This is a genomic window from Flavobacterium tructae (genome assembly GCF_001853485.1).
In the GTDB taxonomy this organism is placed as follows: Bacteria; Bacteroidota; Bacteroidia; order Flavobacteriales; family Flavobacteriaceae; genus Flavobacterium; species Flavobacterium tructae.
In genome coordinates this window covers 21,244-40,952 of sequence record NZ_MIKE01000003.1, presented here as the reverse complement: position 1 = coordinate 40,952, position 19,709 = coordinate 21,244, and the positions used below count along the sequence as shown (strand labels likewise).

Genomic DNA, 19,709 nt, shown 5'->3' with positions numbered 1-19,709 from the left:
AATATACCTTCTCTTTGGGAAGGTTTTTTTATTCTAAAAATATGTACAATTCAGAACAGATTAGCAATTATGCTACTAAATTTATTAACGTATTAATCGATTATTCTCCAAAATTAATCTCGGCATTCATCATTTTATTTGTCGGAATCTATGCCATCCGATTAATCAGCAGAATCATCACAAAAATAATGATCCAAAGAAATCTGGATCCCACATTGACCCGATTCCTCTCCGACATCCTGATTTGGGCACTCCGAATTTTATTGTTTGTGACTTTTATCTCAAAGCTTGGTATTGAAACATCATCCTTTGTTGCCATATTAGGAGCAATGGGTCTTGCCGTAGGTTTGTCTTTACAGGGTTCTCTATCCAATTTTGCAGGAGGAATGCTGATTATAGTATTCAAACCTTTCAAAGTAGGCGATACGATCGAGACCGCAGGAGGAGTTATTGCAACCGTGGTAGAAATTCAGATTTTTGTAACAAAGATGTTAACCGCCAACAATCAAACTGTTTTTGTTCCAAATGGAGCTTTATCAAACGGTACCATCATCAATTATTCGATGCAGGGAGAACGAAGAGCCGATTTGACTTTTGCAGTTTCGTATGATTCTGATATAAAGAAGGCAAAAGACATTCTTTTGAACGTTTTAAACAACAATCCAAAAGTACTTAAAAAACCTGCTCCTGAGGTTTTTGTAAAAAACTTAACCGCAAGTTCTGTAGAGTTTGCCGTACGTCCGTGGGCAAAAAACGCTAATTACGGAGCTGTTTTTTCTGAGACTTTAGAGAATTGTAAAGCAGCATTAGATGAAGCCGGAATTTCGGTTCAGCCGTATACTCTTCAAAAATAAAAAGTTTTATGCTTTTTTTGATGGAGGAGCCATCATAAAATCTTTTAAATAATAAGGTTCAAAATAAGCGACATCAACAGTGTCGCTTTTTTGATATTTATCATAACTGATTTTACTCATTGCAGCAGCCGAAGGATATTTGATCTCTTCCAAAAACACAAAATTTGATTGGGTCAAAACTGTTTTACATTTTTCGGCACAATCACCTACAAAATACACAGTCTCTGTATACCCCTTAAAAGAATCCTCGGTAATAATTTCAGCCTGAATGGTTCTTTCCACTTTTAAATCGGCTGTAAATACTTCACTGTATACTTCCATTCTTCTGGCATCCAGCATCGGAATAATTTTCCCTTCGGAAACCTTAGCCTGTGAAGCTAATGTTTGCAAAGTATCAACTGCAATCAAAGGAATATTTAAGGCAAAACACAATCCTTTAGCGGCCGAAACCCCAATACGCAGACCGGTATAAGACCCCGGTCCCTGGCTTACGGCAACAGCCACTAAATCCTCAGTCGCTACACCTGCTTCGGCAATTACCTCTTCGATAAAAACATGCAGTTTTTCGGCATGTGAATAACCTTCTTCGGCAATTTCCCTGCATATAATGGTTTCTCCGTTTTTAGCAATAGATACGGAGCAATTTTTGGTAGCGGTTTCAATATTGAGAATAAAAGACAATGTATGTAATTTTAAATTTTTATGATGATGCAAATTATTTCTTAGAAGTATCTGCTTTTTTGAGTTTTACTTTATCTCCGGAATTCAAATCTTTAGAGACAGTGGTATAAGGCCCTGTGATGACAACATCTCCTGCTTTCAATCCTGACATTACTTCGATATTCGTATCGTCCTGTATACCGGTTTTAATAATTTTAATTTTGGCTTTGCTTCCTACTTTTACAAAAACGCATTCAAACTTTTTATCGCTTTTCGGAGCTGCTTTTTTGTCCTCATTAGGATCTTCTACCTTAAAGTCTTTTACTGCAGCGGTATCTGACTTAACCACAACTGAACTGATTGGCACCGCCAAAACATTGTTTTTAGTTTTAGTACGAATATCAACCGTAGCCGTCATTCCGGGTCTGAAAGGAGAATAAGTACTTGGTTGTCCTTCCAGTAAATCCTGATAAGATTCTTTTAAAATACGTACCTTAACTTTAAAATTTGTTACCTGATCAGAAGTCAGCGCTGTACTTGCCGAATTAGAGATACTGGTTACAATACCTTTAAATTTCTTTTTCAGATAAGCGTCAACTTCAACGTTTGCTTCGTCGCCAATTTTTACTTTAACGATGTCATTTTCGTTTACGTCAACTTCAACTTCCATATTGTTTAAGTTGGCTACACGCAAAAGTTCTGTTCCGGCCATTTGCTGCGTTCCTAAAACACGCTCTCCCAGCTCCACATTTAAAACCGAAATAGTTCCGTCAGCAGGAGCATAAATTAACGTACGTCCTAAGTTGTCTCTGGCCTCTGTAACCGATGCCGAAGCACTTTTAACATTGTAATATGCATTTTGCTTGGTGGCCTTGGCTACTTCGTAACTCGAAATGGCCTTGTCCCAATCTGATTTTGAAATTACTCCTTTTTCGTATAACGTTTTGTTACGCTCGTAATTTGCTTTTGCTTCGTTATAACTAGCCTCAGACTGTGTTAAACCGGCCTTAGTTCCTGACAGATTAGCCACAGAACGATCTAAACCGGAGGTGTACAAATCAGGATTTATTTTTACCAATAAATCTCCTTTTTTAACCACCTGGCCTTCTTTTACATTTAATGCAATAATTTCTCCCGAAACCATTGACGAAAGCTTCACTTCAATTTCAGGCTGGATTTTTCCTGTTGCTGAAACTGTTTCAACAATTGTTGAAGCTATTACTTTTGAAATTTCTACTTCTGTTCCTTCATCCTTATTCCCAATGACTCCTGCTTTCGAAAGACCAACTAAAACTGCAATAAGTGCTACTGTGCCACCTACTAAAAGATAAATCGTTTTTTTAGACATAATAAATTATTTTGTAACAATTGGAACAATTGGAATTCCAAAGTAGAATTCTAATATTTTTATTTTAAACATGTAATCGTATTTTGTTCTGATCACATCAGACTGCGCATTTGTTAACAATGTTTGCGCCTGAGTAAAATCAAAAGAATTCATTAAACCTACATCATACTTTTCTTTCGCATAGTTATAGGCCTGCTGTCTTGCTTCTAATGTTACTGTAGACGATTCGTAAGTATTTAGAGCCCCTTTTGCATTTGTAAAAGCGGTATAAACATTACGTTGCAAATCTAAACTTTTTTGCTCTAAATCTATTTTAGATTTTTCTAAACTTACTTTACTGCGCTCTACATTATTTCGAATTGAAAAACCATTAAAAATTGGCACATCTAAACGAAAACCAAAATTATGCCCTTTATTATCACTAAACTGTTTAAATATCGGGTCCGGCCCTACAGAATAGGGTTTATTATTTTCATCCAGTCTGGTTCGGTCACTGTAACTCGCTCTGGTATCAAATCCATAGAACCCTCTTAATGTTGGCTGATAAGCTCCTTTTGCAATAGTAACATTTTTCTGTGCTATTTCAAGATTGGTTTGCGCCAGTTTTAGTTCAGTTCTTGTTTCTTTTGCTTTGTTATAAATCTCATCCGGAGTTTGTGCCATAATGTTATTTTCATCTTTTGCGTTAGTATCATCTACCACATCAAAATCTGTAAATTCTTTTAGTTGTAAAAGTTGGGCCAAACTCAATTTTGAGATTAAGAAATTATTTTCTGAAACGGTGATATTTTGTTTATCAGTTGCGACAGTTGCTTTTAAATCAAACAAATCACCTCTGGGAATAGTCCCGGCATTAACCATTTCTTCTGAACGAGCCAAACGTTTTTCATCAATCGTCAGCTGTTCTTGTTTTATTTTTAAATCTTCTTTATTCGAAAGGATCTGAAGGAAGGCATTGGCCACATTCAGTGAAATATCTTCCTGCATTTTCAGCAATTGATATTGTGAAGCGATGATGGCAAGTTTTGTTCTTCTATACGTATTTTGAATTTGCAAACCTTTATAAATATCAACTCCCGCACTTAAACCTACAGAAGAGTACTGTGTCGTTTGATTACGCAAAAGACCGGTTGTAAGATCCTGATTCAAACCAATGTTCCAGGAATGTGATGCATTACCACTTACTGACGGAAGATAACTTCCAAAGGCAGCCCTTTTGTCAATCGCTGCATTTTGAACATCCAGTTCTGACAACTTTATCGTAATATTATTTTCTAATGCATAACGAACACATTCTTCCAAAGTCCATTTCTTTGTTTGCGCCTGACCCGACAAGCCAAAACCGAATAACACTGCAAAAACAAGACTATTATATTTATTTATTTTCATATATTTTGAATGAAAGCATAGTAACCCTACTACACAAATTTAACACTTTTTAAAAACCAAAAATTCTTTATTTGCTCAAATTACTTCTTTTCTTCACTGATCAAACCCTGATTCCAAATTTTAATTTTATCCGAAGCTTTGATTCCGCTTTTCACCTGAACGTAAATTCCGTCACTTACTCCTAAAACTAAATCTTTTCTTTGAAATTTCTGAGGATTAGTTTCAATCTCAACATAAGGCTTTTGTGTCTTTTTATCAAACTGTACCAGTGATTCTTTTATTGCCAAAACTTTATCTGCTTTTTCTAAGATAATTGAAGCGTTTGCACTCAAACCTGCTCTGATAAAAGTAGCATCTCTATTCACTAAAGCTGCTTTAATTTCAAACTGAATTGCTCCGTTTTCTACAACACCTTTAGGCGCAATATCGGTCAGAGCAGCTTCAAATTTTTTATTCTCGATCGCTCCAACGGTGATTTCAATTGGCATTTTTTCTTTAATTTTCCCTACTTCAGATTCATCAATTTTTCCAATAAAAATCATTCTTCCCACATCCGCTACGCTCGCAATAGTAGTTCCTTCATTAAAATTATTACTCTCAATAACCTGATTTCCTACTTTAACCGGAACTGCCAGTACCATTCCGTTTACTGTGGAACGGATTAACGTATTGGCATAATTTCCAAGTGAAGTTGTTGTTCCTGTTTTAACAATATCTAAACTTTGCTTTGCTGCCAGATAGTTTTGTTTGGCTTGTTTGTACGCTAATTGTGCTGCATCAAAATCATTTGCTGAAATTACGTCTTTATCGAACAATGTTTTTTGTCTTTGATATATTTTTTCCTGATTGTCTAAAGCAATTTTGGCAGTCTGTACCTGATTCTGGGTACTGCTTACATTAGAAACATTGGCGACAACTCTAATTTTGGCAATCATATCGCCGGCTTTAATTTTCTCTCCCGCTTTGATATACACTTCTTCGATAATCCCTGAGATGTTTGGTTTGATTAGGACCTCTTCATTAGGCTGAATATTACCGGTTGCAATGGTATTCTTGACGATAGTTTTAATCTCTGCTTTCTCCGTTTTAAATACAATTGGAGACTCTTGATTCTTAGCGTACAAGTAATACAGTGCGCCAAAGAAAACTATAGCAATAAAGATTAAAATGGTTACGGTTACTCCTTTTTTCATTGTGTTTTCAGTTTAATTCGATTATATTCTGATTGATAATTTATTCTGTTCGTAAAGCATCTACCGGCTTCACATTAATTGCGGTTTGTGCCGGAATAAACCCTGCCAGCAAACCTGATCCTACTAATATTATTAAAGCCACAAATACTACTCTCAAATCGACACTTGGATTTGCAAACATGGTATTGCTATCCGGCGGCATTGAAGCTAATGCCATGTTTAAAATCGCGATAATTCCGGTCGCTACAGCAATACCCAACATTCCTGAAATAATGGTCAAAAATATAGACTCTGCTAAAATTTGTCCCCGAATAGCAGCTGGTGTCGCTCCTAAAGCCCTGCGGATACCTATTTCTTTGGTACGTTCTTTCACTACAATAAGCATGATATTTGAAATACCGATCACTCCTGAAATCAGCACTAAAGTACCCACGAAATAAGCAATGATTTTTAAGATACTAAACAAACTCTGTACTTTGTTGAACTGCTCGTATAAATCAAAATTACCTACAGCACGCTCATCTGTTGGATTTATAGAATGCAGTCCTTTAATAATCTCGAGAATTTTTGGTTTTAAATCGGTAATAGACGTTTCATCTTTTGCAGTAAGTGCCATCCATCCCACTTTATCTCCGTAATTGAAAGCTTGTTGAAAAGTGGTAAATGGAATAAATATATTCTTTTGCTCCTGCTCCGCATTTCCTCCCTGTTGTTTTGAATTGTAAACTCCTACCACCATAAAATTGATTCCGTTGATTTTCACATACGTTCCAATCGCTTCTTCCTCTTTTCCATAAAGTTCACTGATAACACCTTTACCTACCACGGCAACTTTTCGTCTTTCAAGAATGTCCTGCTGATTTACAAATCGTCCTTTAATGATATCCATCGGCTGCTGCTTGATCAGCTCCGGGTAATCTCCATAAATAGTAAATGCCGAAGTTTTGGTGCCACGAACCACATTATTAGTCCCATTAAAATCACCCAGTTGATTTCGAGGCGACACATATAACAAATCCGGCAAAGCTGCTTTTAGCGCTCCAACATCACTGTTCCTAAAATCATAACGACGTGTTTTAGGCAAACCTTTGTAGGCTTTCGATGTGGTCTGACTCCACATAAACATGGTGTTTGTGGCAATTCCGTCAAAACCTTTCTTAACTCCGTTCTCTAAACCGTTTCCGGCAGCCAGCAATATCACCAAAATAAAGATACCCCAAAATACACCAAACGCCGTTAGCACCGTTCTGAAAACGTTGGCTGTTAAAGCCTGTAAAATCTCGTCCCAATTATCTTTCTTAAACATAATTATTCGTCTCTAAGTGCTACAATAGGTCTAATTTTTGCCGCATGATAAGCCGGAAAAAATCCTGCCAGAGCACCTGCAAATATGAGCAGCGCCAGTGTAGTTAAAGCCACACTAAAATCGACTTCAGGGTTTCTAAAATACTCGCTTTGTACCATCGGTCCAACAAATTCCAATAACGCTAAACTAGCCAGCAAGCCTGTAAATCCAGCAATAGTGGTTATGAAAATAGATTCATGAAGGATCATCGAAATGATTGAAAACGGAGAGGCTCCGAGTGCTTTTCGTATTCCAATTTCCTTAGTTCTTTCTTTTACAATAATCAACATGATATTACTTACCCCAACAACTCCTGCAATGATGGTACAAATACCTACCCACCAAAAGAACAATCTTATGTATAAGTTTAAGTCATAAAACTGTTTTGCATCTTTAACGGAATTGTAAACTCCAACTCCACTGTCATCATTCGGAGCAATTACATTTTTACTTTTCAAAAGGTCTTTTAAATCTTGTGTGAATTTTTCAGATTGCGCCAAAGCTTCATTGTAATCATTCGTTTTCTTTAATGTAAAAAACAGATTACTGATTTTATCCCCTCCGCCGTAAGCTCTCTGAACAGTAGTTTTAGGCAGATAAGCTCTGGTTTCTTCTCTTTCTCCTCCCGGATCAGTAAAAACTCCTACTACTTTAAAATTGATATTATTGATCGAAATTTCTTTTCCCAAAGGATCTTTGTCTTTAAACAAATCTGTTTTGACTTTCATTCCAATGCAAGCTACTTTTTCATTATTCGCCAAATCATTACTGTTTATGTATCTTCCCTGAACAACAGTAAGATTCTCGATCCCTGAATAATCCGGATCAACTCCTCTGTATTGATAACTCCCGGATTCTTTTCCATAGGCAAAGGTTCCTCCCCAATAATTTTGTGTTGCGGCCTTCAAGTCCAGCTTATCATTAAATTTCTGTACCGATTGTGAATAATCACTATTTCTAAACTGAATTTGTCTTCCCGGATTCAGCCCTTTATATTCTTTAGTTGTTGTTCCCGACCAAACCTCAATAATTCCGGCAGCATCACGTTCAAATTGTTTCTCAATTCCGTTTTGAAGTCCTTTACCTGCTCCAAGCAAAATCACCAAAATAAAAATCCCAGACGCTACAGAAACTCCGGTAAGAAATGTTCTCAATCGGTTTTTAGAGATTGCCTCAAATATTTCCTGCCAACGCTCAATATTAAACATAAGATGAAGCTCTAACTTGTTCTACCTTTTTATCATCGATAATTAATCCGTCTTTCAGGACCACATTTCTTTTGCACATTGCGGCAATATCAGGTTCGTGAGTTACGATCAGGATTGTTTTCCCTTCATCGTTAATCCCCTGAATCAGTTCCATAACCTCGTAAGAAGTTTTAGTGTCTAATGCTCCTGTTGGCTCATCTGCCAATAAAACTTTTGGATTCGAAGCCAGAGCTCTTGCAATGGCAACACGCTGTTTCTGACCTCCTGAAAGTTCATTCGGTAAATGATGAGAATGCGAACCAAGTCCTACTTTCTCTAAATATTTCATAGCAATATCGTAACGCTCCTTTCTCTTGATTCCCTGATAATACAAAGGCATTGCAACGTTATCGAGAGCGGTTTTATAATTGATCAGATTGAAAGACTGAAATACAAATCCCAAAAATTTATTGCGGTATTTAGACGCTATTGTTTCGTTTAACTTTTTGATTGGGGTTTTATCTAAAATATAACTACCGGAATCAGCCTCGTCGAGAATTCCTAAAATATTCAAAAGTGTTGATTTTCCTGATCCTGATGATCCCATAATTGCAACCAGCTCACCTTCTTCAATATTAAAATTAATTCCCTTTAACACGTGTAACTCCGAACTACCCATTTTATAGGATTTGTGCAAATCTTTGATCTCAATCATGGTGGTAATTGTTAAATTTTAAAACAATAATAGCATTTTTCTTAACTTTTTTATGATAAGAAAACGTTAATAATTATCTCTTCTTCTTTGGATAAGACTCACTTTTTTGCTAATTGTTACACATTTTTACAATAATATAATTGTTTTATTAATTTTGTCAGACTAAAAAAAATCATAACGATGAAGTTTTCTTCCATTATCTCCTTATTCACGCTACTTGCTGTCCTTGCAGGCTGCTCTACAGCCCAAAAACTGGAAACCCTAAAACCGGAGCCGGATGACGCAAGTCCGTTAGTTTACGAAGCAAACCCCTCTTTTATCAATTTACCAATTACAGTAAAACTTAGCGATATTGAAAATCAGACCAATGCCCTTTTAAACGGATTGATTTATGAAGACAATACGATCGACGACGACGATATCGAAATGAAAATCTGGAAGCAGGCTCCTATAAAAATTCAGAATGACCCCGCAAACCCGGACAAGAAAATAAAAACGATCCTACCTTTAAAAGCCACTATTAAATACAGAATCGGCACCAAAAGACTAGGTGTTGAACTTTACGACATCAGAGAGTTTAATCTGAATGGTATAATTACCCTTTCCAGTGAAGTGGCGCTGACAAATTGGAAACTAAACACTAAAACCGAGTTTAAATCATTAGACTGGAGCGAAAGTCCGACCATGCAGGTTTTTGGTAAAAACATGCCTATTACTTATCTGATAAACCCGGCTATTTCTATTTTTAAATCAAAAATTGAAAAGAAAATAGACGAGGCTATCGAAAAATCGATGGATTTTAAACCAAATGTTTTAACTGCTTTAGAGAAGATATGCACTCCCTTCCAACTGAGTGACACTTATGAAAGCTGGCTTAGAATTGTTCCTGTTGAAGTGTATTCAACCAATGCCAAATTAAAAAATGATCAGTTTTTACTGGACATGGGAATGAAATGCAACATGGAAACCATTGTAGGCAAACAACCCGAATCTAAATACAGTGCCAATAAAATCATATTGAAACCTGTCGCTAAAATTCCTAATCAGATTTCAGCAAACATTGCTGCCATATCTACCTATGTTGATGCTTCAAAGATTATGACGAAGAATTTTGCAGGTCAGGAATTTGGTTCGGGCAGCAAAAAAGTGACGGTAAAAAATGTATCCATCTGGCATAAAAACGGAAAGATGGTTATTGCTCTTGATGTTTTAGGCTCTGTAAACGGAACACTTTATTTAAACGGATTTCCTCAATACAATCCTCAGACTAAAGAAATTTACTTTGAAAAACTGGATTACGTTTTAGATACCAAAAGCAGATTAATGCGTACTGCAAGCTGGCTGGGTCAGGGGTATGTTTTAAGAAAAATGGAAGAGAGTTGTCGTTATTCGATACAACCCAATTTAGAAGAAGGTAAGAAAAACATGGCGGCTTATCTTAAAAACTATTCTCCAATGCCGGGTGTTTTTGTCAATGGAAAAATGGAAGACATTCAGTTTGATAAAATTCAGCTAACCAATCAGGCCATTATTGCTTTTATCAAAATAAACGGTACTGTAAATGTCTCGGTTAACGGTTTGAAGTAATAATTAGGTAATGAGATAATTAGAAAATTAGATAATGAACGAATTGCCACATTATATAATTTTCTAATTATCTGTTTTTTTCTTTTTTGACTGGTACATTCTGTATATCAGAACACCTATTACTGCCACCAGTAAATACGGGATGACCATTAAATATACGATTCCATTATTTACTGCTTCTGCTTTTTTAACATTTGAATCTCCACCAAGCGCTGCACGACACATCGCACATTGAGCATTCGCGTTTAGAGAAAAGAGAATAGAGGCCAGAATATAGAAGCATTTCGTTGACAAAAAATTCACAAACCTACTTCTATTTACTTTTCTATTTTCTTTATTCTTTAATCTATTTTCCATTTTAAGCATAATAAGGAGAAATCATTAGGTAAACCACAACACCGGTAACCGCAACATACAACCAAAGCGGAAATGTTATTTTAGCAATTTTTTTATGTCGGTCAAAGCGTTTTGCCAATGCACGTACATACGTAATTAATACCAATGGAATAATGGCAATAGACAATAAAATATGAGTCACCAAAATAAAGAAATAGATATAACGAATTGCTCCTTCACCACCAAATTTAGTAGAATCAGAGGTCATGTGATACGCCACGTACATTACTAAAAAAGCTACTGAAAGTCCAATCGCTAAAGTCATTAAGCGTTCATGGAGCTTACGTTTTCCCTTTTTAATGGCCAATACTGCCCAAACTAAAACTACAGCGGTAATACCATTAGTTGTTGCGTAAATTGGAGGCAGAAACGAAAGCGGCTCTACTTCAATTCCTAAGTCTTTCAATTTTACTCCAAATAAAATAGCAACCACAAGTGGAATTACAATTGAAACTGCAACAATAAACTTACTGAATTTTTTCTCTAATGAATGATCTTCCATTTCTATTCTTCTAATAATACTTTAATATCTTCCTGTATGTCTCTAACTCCTTTTTTATCTAATCCGTCATAATAGATATTTGGGTTTCCGAATTCATCTTTTCTGCAACGAATATTCCCTTCTTTATCAATTAAAGCGAACAAACCTGAGTGTTCAAAACCACCGCTCACTTTTTCATTCTCTCCGGCATATAAATTGAATCCTTTATTAGACAATTCCATGATCGTATTTTTATCACCCGTTAAGAAATTCCAGGTAGAAGATTTTACTCCTAATAACTTCGCATGTTCTTTTAAAACCTGTGGTGTATCATGTTTAGGATCGATTGTGATGGATACGATTCCGAAATTTGGATTTCCGAAAAAAGTCTTTTCGATCTCCAGCATGCTTAAATTCATTTTCGGGCAAATTGACGGGCAAGTTGTGAAGAAAAACTCTAACACATACACTTTTCCTTTGTAAGTATCATTCGAAACTTTAGCATTGTCCTGATTGGTTAATTCAAATTTCGGCGCTGGTCCAATTTTCATCAATTTACCATCCGATTTTGAAGTTTTCAATCCTACATTATCCAAACGGTTTCCTTTTACAATGTCTCCGTTTTTAACTCTGTCAACAATTTTAGGAACGGCATAAATTCCAAAAATTAAAATGATAAACGAAATACCGATATATGATTTATTCTTAAACATGATAGAAAGATTAAAGTTGTTTTGTTGCGTTGTGATTCTTTTTTAGAGCAGCACGGTATTCGTATAAAATGATTTTAAAATCATCCAGCATTTCATTGCTTAGCTCTGAAGGATGAAAAGTGTCATACCCCTCTTTATATTCAGCTGCATCTTTTCTTCCTCTAAGATTTCTTTCTTTATCGACGATAAAAACATTCGGAGTTCCAAGATTCTGATCTAATTTTCCTTTTAACTTTAGCTGATTGTAGAATGTTTGAATTTCTTCCGGTGAAGCGAAGACGAAGTTCCAGCCTTTCACGTCTGTAAAAGGTTTAAGAGCATCTACTACTTTTTGTGCATCGGCTTCAGTTCCCAACGGGCAAAGTATTACAAACTGAAGATCTTCAAAACCATTATAGCGTTTGTAAATTTTTTCGTTTAAGTTAAAATAATTCCCGCGATTGCTTAAAAGTTCAGATCCTGAAAAACCAAGAACCGTGATCTTTTTATCCAGCAAAACTTTCTTTCCGTTCAGGGATTTCCAATCACCGAAATCTTTAATTTTTGGTGTTATAACAGGAAGTGTAGTAAAGCTGTTAACCCCCGAAGCAAAAAACAAATAGGCTACAATTGGCAAAACAAAAAGAGCAAAAAGAACTATATTTTTTTTCATTATATCTGTACAAGTTATTGAGGTACAAAAATAAAAAAATCCCGATGTTATCGGGACTCTTTTCGAATTAATATCATGTTAAAAATTCCATTTAATAGTAGAATCTTTAAAAACCCCATAAATATAATGTCCTTCTGTTAACAGAATAAACAATAAATATAATACCAGGAAAATAACCGGTGCTACAACAGACCATCTAAGGCTGCTTTTTTCACCTTCCATGTGCATAAATGCCCATACTATATAATATGCTTTGAATATTGTAAGGATGTAAAAAATCCAGTTCAATAAATTCAAGCCAACAAAATGATTAAACTCTAATGATGCAGGTTTGTAGATACCTAAAATAACCTCTACTGTAGTTACTACTGATAGTAATGCAAAAACAAACCAGATTCTTTTTGTATTTGATACGTGCTCGTGTGACATAATAATTAAAATCTAAAATTAAACTAAGTAGAAAACTGTAAATACAAATACCCAAACTAAATCGACAAAGTGCCAGTATAAACCAACTTTCTCTACCATTTCGTAGCTTCTTCTTTTCTCGTAAGTACCTAATAATACATTAAAGAAGATAATGATATTAATGATAACTCCTGAAAATACGTGGAATCCGTGGAATCCTGTGATGAAGAAAAAGAAATCAGCAAATAATTTATTTCCGTATTCGTTTCTAATCAAATTAGCACCTTCTACAACATATTTAGCACTTGCTAAACGAGCTTCAGACTCTTCTCTTGATAAAACTGTTTTTTTCTTTTTGTCTGTAAGATGTTCTGTTCTGATTAAAACTTCAGGATGAGCTTTAAAACCTGCCTGAATTTCTGCAACTGTATAGGTTGGCTGTGCCTGAGCATCTTCCATAAACCATGTTGAATGGCTTCTTGTTAAAGCTTCTCTTTGTTCCGGTAATTTAACCGCAAAATCAGCAAGAGCAACTCTTTTACCATCTTTATCAACAAACTGCAATAAACTTCCACCTGCTGTTTCAACTGCTCCATACTCTCCTTTAATGAAGTTTTTCCACTCCCAGGCCTGAGACCCCACGAAGATTAAACCTCCAATAATAGTTAAGAACATGTAAATTGCAACCTTTGTTTTTTTCAATTGGTGACCTGCATCAACAGCTAAAACCATTGTTACAGATGAGAAAATCAAAATAAAAGTCATTAAGGCTACATAATACATTGGTGCCGCAACGCCATGCATAAAAGGAAAGTGAGTAAACACTTCATCAGCCAAAGGCCAGGTTTCAATAAATTTAAATCTTGAAAAACCATAAGCAGCAAGGAATCCAGAGAATGTTAAGGCATCTGATACGATAAAAAACCACATCATCATTTTACCATAACTTGCTCCTAATGGCTGGATCTCATGACCGCCTCCCCAAGTTTTTTCGTCGTTGTTTGCAGTAGTAACTGTCGCTCCCATAAAAGATATTCGTTAAAAAGTTCCCAAATTTACGTTTTTTTCTTATTTAAAGAAATATAAAAATAAAAATAAATACAACCATAATAAATCCAAAAAGTGCCAATACATCGCACCTAGTTCTATACCAAGAGTTTGAGTCGAATTGTATTTTTGTTTAAAATGATTATAAATTATAATTAAAAGTGAAATTAATCCTCCAGCCAAGTGTAACAAATGTGTCACGGTTACTACATACAAAAATGTTGTAGTAATTGAGCTACCTTCTCCCGTAAAATAATACCCGCTTTCAACAATTTGCCCAAAACCTGCAAATTGCAGTACCACGAACAAAATCCCTAAAGCTAAAGTTCCCAAAAGTAAAGCTGTAGTAGCACTTCTATTGTCTTTCTGAATGGCTTTTTTAGCCAGGTAAAAAGTAACACTACAAGCCAAAATAACCGCTGTACTATAATAAAATGCCGTTGGCAATTCAAAGTTTTTTAACCAGTCGGCTCTTGATTTACTTACCACAAAAGCACTTGTAAGTCCGGCAAACATCATGGTCATACTTACCATTGCAAACAAGAGGATAAGTTTTGCCGATTTGGCTTTCCTTAGCTTCTCTTCAGCCGCCGTTTCTGTTTTTGTCATTGTCATTTCCATAACTATCTTAAAAATTTATCTACTATAAATACGATTTGCAGTAACGAGATATACGAAACACTTACCAGCATTAAAGTTCTCGCTGCTTTTGGTGTTCTTAACTGATACAAACGTACTGCATAAAACAACATCCATAAACCTAACAAAAACACTAAAATTGCTGCTATTGGCGAGATAAACAATTGCCCTGTATATCCTAAAACCGGTAATAACGAAGCAACAATCAACCAAACTGTATATAAAATAACCTGCAAAGCGGTTCCTTTATCTTTTTTTCCTGTTGGCAACATGAAGATTCCGGCTTTCTCATAATCTTCATACAAAAACCAGCCAATTGCCCAAAAGTGAGGAAATTGCCAGAAAAACTGAATTAAAAACAGTGTTCCGGCTTCTATACCAAATTCTCCTGTAGCAGCAACCCAGCCTAACATGAAAGGAATTGCTCCCGGAAAAGCGCCTACAAAAACAGACAATGAAGTTACCGTTTTCAAAGGGGTATAAATACTGGTGTATAAGAATATGGAGATTGCGGCAAACATAGCCGACTTAGCATTTATAGTGTAAAGCAAGGCGATACCAATAATAGTAAGCAAACTTGCTACAAACAAAGCCATTTTTGGAGACATGCGTCCTGAAGGAACCGGGCGATTTTTGGTTCGATCCATTAAAGCATCGATATCTTTTTCGATCACCTGATTAAATGCATTCGAAGCTCCAACCATGCAATATCCACCGATTGCCAAAACTGCCAAAACACTCCATTTAAAAGGATGTTCCTCATTAACTCCCAATAAATATCCGGCTACGGAAGAGAACAATACACTGATTGCTAAACCAGCTTTGGTAATCTCTTTGAAATCGGTAAATATTGATTTTAGTGAAAATGTATTTTTAGTCGCGTTCAATACAGTAATTATTTGTATGTTTTTTTTGAGTGGTGCAAATGTACAAATTAGATTGTAGAATTTAGACCTATAAAATTAGATTTTTTTCAATAAAACCTTTACAAAATAAGGACTTGCAAATCTTTAACACTATTATATCAAAAAATCTTATTAAAAACACTAGTAATCAAAATACCAATTGAAGATATCAGAACGCAATCCGATAGAAAACCAGGTAGTACTTTGCTTAAAAGTTGTTGGTGTATTTTTCGTAGGATCAAAATTTCGATATAAAAAACTTCCAAACAGTTTCAGATTCGTCATCGGGTTTATCAGGTATCCTCCTTGTATATCTGCTATAAAAACGTTTGTTTTATTTCCCTGTCCTACTTTTACACCTTTATCATACGGTCGTTTCTCATCATAATTTTTATAAATGTTACTTCCGTAATTAAAACTATCTTCAGCGGTATCAAAGTCTAAACCTCTTTTTCCAACGGTAAATTTCGCATCAGCAAAATAACGCCCTTTATGATAACGTCCGATTGCAACCAGTTCTGAAAAATTACCTCCCCATTGGTGCCCTATACTCTGATTGTTGTGCCCGTAATTGGTAATCACCGCACTGTGCGCATATACATACGGACGCACATGATTGTATTCCAGCTGCAGCAGCAAATCTTTTACTTCAAATGCATTGAAATATTTTGCTCCCAATTGGTATCCAAATTTATTTTTCCAACTGCCGTCTCCGCTTTTCATATCTCCTAATGAGAATTCATCCAATAAAAATTGAGCATACAAATTAATATTATTGCTCCACTTGTATTTAGACGTTACTCCCAATAATGCATTTCCACTTCTTGATGATGATGCAAACTCGACAGAACGGTAGAAAATAATTGGATTCACAAAATTAATATCAAAACCTCTGTTGTTATTATCTGTCCAGACTACTGATTCAAAAAAGCCTAAATTCAGTTTGTTAGACACGTTCCAGCTTAGGTAATGATTGGCCATGAATTTTGTGGCATAAGTTCTTTCCAATGTTACATCCGGACGAACATCTTTGAGCCACATATATGTATTGGTGTATTTTATTTTCCAGAAGGTCGTATTGATTTTAAAATACGGATACGGACTTGCTCCGTCACTTTCAAGTAATGAACGGTATCCATCACCAATAAAATTTCTTCCATAACCCAATTGCAGATCAAAAAATTTACTTGGTGCGTAGGTAATATTTGCTTCTGCTAAAGGAAAATCATAAGCATCTGTTTTAAATCGTTTCGCAATTCCCATTCCCGGAAGAATGGCCGGATTTCCTCCTGACGGTTTTAAGGTTTCGGCAAAATCATTATAATAACCCGCAAATCGTCCCTGACTTTCAAAAATAGTTGTGGTAAAATTGATTTGTTTTCCTAATCCTCCTCTGAAATTTAAGGCACGTGTATTTACGTAGGTGTAGGAAGCATCCAGATCCGAGGCTTTTCCCATTTGTAAATCCACAATAGGATTTAAGGACAGCCAATAATCTTCTCCCTGAATCTGAACCATATTTTCATTCCAGAATTTTCTCCCCAGCCAGGTGGAAACATTTTTCTGAAGGGATTGATTTACTGCTTTTAAATTATAATATTTTGAAACTTCAGCATACGTAAACGGCTTTGATGCGGTATGGTTATTACTTCCCACCTGATTCATTGCTTTATCAAACTGTGCATAATAGCTGTGTGAAAACGGAATATTCAAATGGCTTTCAAATTCCGGATTGTTGTATTTTTTATACACAATACTATCCAGTTCTGTCATTGGTTTTTCGATAGGCTTTAAAATTTGGGCTGCAGCTAATGCTTCCTGAGCAATCTGATTGGCACTTTTTAAAGGAATATCGATCGAAATTGTGTATTTGGAATAAGTTGGTTTTCCGTTATAGGTAGAAGGTTTTATTTTGGGAAACTTCTTAAAAACACGTTTAGCTTCTTCTGATAACGCATCGTTTAACGCGTTTACATAAATTACTTTAAATTCGCCATTTGCATCTACTTCGAACAACACTTTTACTTCTCCTTTATAATTGGCTTGTTTTAGATTTTCTGGCACCTGATAATTCTGAAATACAAAATCCTGCACTTCTTTATAAAAACAATTTTCAAGTTGTTTGGATTGAAGATTTTCACAGTTTGGAAAAACCGGAAACTGTTCTGCAGTGAAACCGGGTTTGATTGAAGTATTGTTACTTTCCTGAGAAAAAGCAAACAAAGCGGTTAAGGTTAAAATAAAAGACAGGGCAATCTTATTCACGTAAATTTAGGTTTTTATTTAATATTGATTTGAGGTATTCCCTCCATCCGCAATTGTTTTTGCAGCAGAGGTTCCGATTCGTTTTACACCTAATCGAATCATTTCTATGGCATCCTGATAAGACCGAACTCCTCCGGCAGCTTTAACTGGCAGAGGTGATGCGTTTTCCAGCATCATTATAATTGTTGGAAGGGTAGCTCCGTTTGGCAAATCGTTTTCGGTTTTATAAAATCCGGTAGACGACTTCACGAAAACTGAACTGTAGTTTTCTTCTTTAAAATGAGACATCACTACATTTTTAATCAATGCCGAAAGCTGAATGATCTGTGTATCATTTAAGGCGGCAACTTCAATAATCCATTTCACTGTTTTATTGCTTGCAAGACCAATTTGTGTTCCCACTAAAATTTCCTGTTTGACCAGATCAACATCGCCTTCTTTGAATGCCTTATAATTGCAAACAAAATCCAGATCATCTGCTCCGTCTTCGATTGCTTTGTTGGCTTCTTTTAATTTAGACTCTAAATCTGAGTCTCCTTCAGGAAAGTCAATGACTGTACCTATCAGCAAAGTCGAATTGGCTTTATGAATCATTTCTTTTGCCAAAACTACCTGTTCGGGCCGAATCATGATGAGTTTAAAACCTTCGTGAATTGCCTCTTCAATAGCATTTTTAACCACAAGGGTATTTTCTGCTTCCGAAAGTCCTGCCTGAGAGGCTGTTTTTAAATACGTAGAGTCCAGATATTGCTTAACATTCATGATTTGTGCGTGTTCTGAGAATTCTGCAAAAATACATTTAAAATTAGAATGAATCACAAAGGCTGGGAAGATTTACGTAAAGTAGCCACGGGTTTCTTTTAAAACAAAGCAACATGAAAAATAATCTGACAACGCACTATCATTAAACTAATAGATTTTTGAATACAGAGTAACGATTGCTGCTTTTTGGTTTGATGTTTCTTAATGATACAATCGTCGGTTTTATAACATCTGAAATCAAAAATCGTTAATCTTTATTATCCATTTTTTCCGGACTATAATAACATTGCTCGCAAAGTCTCAAAGTTTTAATCAACCTTGAAAGTGTTAAGATTAGAGCACAAAAAAAAACCCACCGAAGTGGGTTTTATATTCTTAAATTTTATCGATTTGTTTTTTAAAAACTATAGCGGCAAAAATACCAAAAATAGCTCCAAGTGCATTGGCTAAAACATCTGTTACATCTGATGCTCGTGTAACCGTTAAAACACCTTGCAGAATTTCGATTGTAATTCCGAAAAAAACAGAAAATATAAATGAAATTAAATAGGCCTTGTAATCGTCTGGTGCTTTTCCTTTCAGCTCTTTTTTGAAAAACAAAATCCAGGAAATTGTAAATCCAAAATGAAAACAAAAATGGACAATCTTATCTATACTCGGAAAATTTACGGCCGGAATATTACTGGAATCTGTTAAACAAAAATAAGTAATGATTCCTGAGCAGATAATTGCCCAGATTAAAAGCAATTGTTTAGGCACCTATAAGTTCTTTATAAGCGTCAGCAGACAATAAAGAATCAATTTCTGATGCATCAGCAATTTTAATTTTAATCATCCATCCATCTCCGTAAGGATCAGAATTCACAGTTTCAGGCTCGCTTTCAAGATTTTCATTGAAGGCAATGATTTCTCCTGTTAATGGTAAAAACAAATCTGATACTGTCTTTACAGCTTCAACTGTTCCAAAAACCTCATCTCTGTCAAGTTTTTGATCTAAAGTTTCTACTTCAACGTACACGATATCTCCTAACTCTTTTTGTGCAAAATGAGTAATTCCTACTGTTGCAACATCTCCTTCGATGCTAACCCATTCGTGATCTTTTGTGTACTTTAAATTTGCTGGTATGCTCATAATAGTTGTGTGTTTGAAAATTGATAGTTTA

Annotated in this window: 21 protein-coding genes; 2 read left to right on the top strand and 19 right to left on the bottom strand. The window is 35.5% G+C overall.

Annotated elements, in window-relative coordinates; translation table 11 throughout:
- Nucleotides 1-41 precede the first annotated feature (41 nt).
- Complete coding sequence (locus BHE19_RS01050) at nucleotides 42-854, top strand: mechanosensitive ion channel family protein (protein WP_035746896.1); 813 nt, start codon at nucleotides 42-44, stop codon at nucleotides 852-854.
- 6 nt (nucleotides 855-860) lie between these two features.
- On the opposite strand, the gene tsaB is transcribed toward BHE19_RS01050, so the two are convergent.
- From tsaB to BHE19_RS01015, 7 genes are all read right to left on the bottom strand, one after another.
- On the bottom strand, nucleotides 861-1,535 hold the full coding sequence (gene tsaB, locus BHE19_RS01045; RefSeq protein WP_070905617.1) for a tRNA (adenosine(37)-N6)-threonylcarbamoyltransferase complex dimerization subunit type 1 TsaB: 675 nt from the start codon (nucleotides 1,533-1,535) through the stop codon (nucleotides 861-863).
- 34 nt (nucleotides 1,536-1,569) lie between these two features.
- On the bottom strand, nucleotides 1,570-2,862 hold the full coding sequence (locus BHE19_RS01040) for an efflux RND transporter periplasmic adaptor subunit (protein ID WP_070905616.1): 1,293 nt from the start codon (nucleotides 2,860-2,862) through the stop codon (nucleotides 1,570-1,572).
- 6 nt (nucleotides 2,863-2,868) lie between these two features.
- On the bottom strand, nucleotides 2,869-4,251 hold the full coding sequence (locus BHE19_RS01035) for a TolC family protein (RefSeq protein ID WP_070905615.1): 1,383 nt from the start codon (nucleotides 4,249-4,251) through the stop codon (nucleotides 2,869-2,871).
- A gap of 80 nt (nucleotides 4,252-4,331) precedes the next feature.
- Nucleotides 4,332-5,444: an efflux RND transporter periplasmic adaptor subunit gene (locus tag BHE19_RS01030; protein ID WP_070905614.1), complete on the bottom strand. Its 1,113-nt coding sequence runs from the start codon at nucleotides 5,442-5,444 to the stop codon at nucleotides 4,332-4,334.
- Between the two features lie 40 nt (nucleotides 5,445-5,484).
- Nucleotides 5,485-6,750, bottom strand: a complete 1,266-nt coding sequence (locus tag BHE19_RS01025) for an ABC transporter permease (protein WP_070905613.1) — start codon at nucleotides 6,748-6,750, stop codon at nucleotides 5,485-5,487.
- 2 nt (nucleotides 6,751-6,752) lie between these two features.
- Nucleotides 6,753-7,997: an ABC transporter permease gene (locus BHE19_RS01020; RefSeq protein ID WP_017497899.1), complete on the bottom strand. Its 1,245-nt coding sequence runs from the start codon at nucleotides 7,995-7,997 to the stop codon at nucleotides 6,753-6,755.
- On the bottom strand, nucleotides 7,990-8,691 hold the full coding sequence (locus BHE19_RS01015) for an ABC transporter ATP-binding protein (RefSeq protein ID WP_017497898.1): 702 nt from the start codon (nucleotides 8,689-8,691) through the stop codon (nucleotides 7,990-7,992). Before BHE19_RS01015 ends, BHE19_RS01020 begins: the two co-directional genes overlap by 8 nt.
- 180 nt (nucleotides 8,692-8,871) lie before the next feature.
- Here BHE19_RS01015 and BHE19_RS01010 point away from each other — a divergent pair, with 180 nt between their 5' ends.
- Nucleotides 8,872-10,278, top strand: coding sequence for a DUF4403 family protein (locus tag BHE19_RS01010; protein ID WP_070905612.1), 1,407 nt, complete (start codon nucleotides 8,872-8,874; stop codon nucleotides 10,276-10,278).
- A gap of 63 nt (nucleotides 10,279-10,341) precedes the next feature.
- Here BHE19_RS01010 and BHE19_RS01005 read toward each other — a convergent pair whose 3' ends face one another.
- From BHE19_RS01005 to gcvH, 12 genes are all read right to left on the bottom strand, one after another.
- Nucleotides 10,342-10,644, bottom strand: coding sequence for a hypothetical protein (locus tag BHE19_RS01005; protein ID WP_070905611.1), 303 nt, complete (start codon nucleotides 10,642-10,644; stop codon nucleotides 10,342-10,344).
- Nucleotides 10,637-11,176 carry a DUF420 domain-containing protein gene (locus BHE19_RS01000; protein ID WP_070905610.1) on the bottom strand — a complete coding sequence of 180 codons (540 nt, stop codon included), beginning with the start codon at nucleotides 11,174-11,176 and terminating at the stop codon, nucleotides 10,637-10,639. The genes BHE19_RS01005 and BHE19_RS01000 overlap by 8 nt, the downstream gene beginning before the upstream one ends.
- Nucleotides 11,177-11,178: 2 nt before the next feature.
- On the bottom strand, nucleotides 11,179-11,868 hold the full coding sequence (locus tag BHE19_RS00995; protein WP_070905609.1) for an SCO family protein: 690 nt from the start codon (nucleotides 11,866-11,868) through the stop codon (nucleotides 11,179-11,181).
- Nucleotides 11,869-11,878: 10 nt separating this feature from the next.
- Nucleotides 11,879-12,520, bottom strand: coding sequence for a hypothetical protein (locus tag BHE19_RS00990; RefSeq protein WP_070905608.1), 642 nt, complete (start codon nucleotides 12,518-12,520; stop codon nucleotides 11,879-11,881).
- Between the two features lie 78 nt (nucleotides 12,521-12,598).
- Nucleotides 12,599-12,949 (bottom strand): cytochrome C oxidase subunit IV family protein, encoded by a 351-nt coding sequence (locus BHE19_RS00985; RefSeq protein WP_017497892.1) that lies wholly within the window; start codon nucleotides 12,947-12,949, stop codon nucleotides 12,599-12,601.
- Nucleotides 12,950-12,967: 18 nt separating this feature from the next.
- Nucleotides 12,968-13,954, bottom strand: a complete 987-nt coding sequence (locus tag BHE19_RS00980; RefSeq protein WP_017497891.1) for a cytochrome c oxidase subunit 3 — start codon at nucleotides 13,952-13,954, stop codon at nucleotides 12,968-12,970.
- A gap of 42 nt (nucleotides 13,955-13,996) precedes the next feature.
- Complete coding sequence (locus tag BHE19_RS00975; protein ID WP_017497890.1) at nucleotides 13,997-14,596, bottom strand: cytochrome c oxidase subunit 3; 600 nt, start codon at nucleotides 14,594-14,596, stop codon at nucleotides 13,997-13,999.
- A gap of 2 nt (nucleotides 14,597-14,598) precedes the next feature.
- Nucleotides 14,599-15,501 (bottom strand): heme o synthase, encoded by a 903-nt coding sequence (cyoE, locus tag BHE19_RS00970; protein WP_017497889.1) that lies wholly within the window; start codon nucleotides 15,499-15,501, stop codon nucleotides 14,599-14,601.
- Nucleotides 15,502-15,660: 159 nt separating this feature from the next.
- Nucleotides 15,661-17,784: an energy transducer TonB gene (locus BHE19_RS00965; RefSeq protein WP_070905607.1), complete on the bottom strand. Its 2,124-nt coding sequence runs from the start codon at nucleotides 17,782-17,784 to the stop codon at nucleotides 15,661-15,663.
- A gap of 18 nt (nucleotides 17,785-17,802) precedes the next feature.
- Entirely contained in the window at nucleotides 17,803-18,546 is a 744-nt protein-coding gene (deoC, locus tag BHE19_RS00960) for a deoxyribose-phosphate aldolase (RefSeq protein ID WP_089059938.1), read from the bottom strand.
- 375 nt (nucleotides 18,547-18,921) lie between these two features.
- On the bottom strand, nucleotides 18,922-19,293 hold the full coding sequence (locus BHE19_RS00955) for a VanZ family protein (protein ID WP_232424379.1): 372 nt from the start codon (nucleotides 19,291-19,293) through the stop codon (nucleotides 18,922-18,924).
- Nucleotides 19,294-19,297: 4 nt separating this feature from the next.
- The gene (gene gcvH / locus BHE19_RS00950; RefSeq protein ID WP_026110132.1) at nucleotides 19,298-19,678 is read right to left on the bottom strand and encodes a glycine cleavage system protein GcvH; all 381 of its coding nucleotides are present in this window, start codon (nucleotides 19,676-19,678) and stop codon (nucleotides 19,298-19,300) included.
- Nucleotides 19,679-19,709 lie beyond the last annotated feature (31 nt).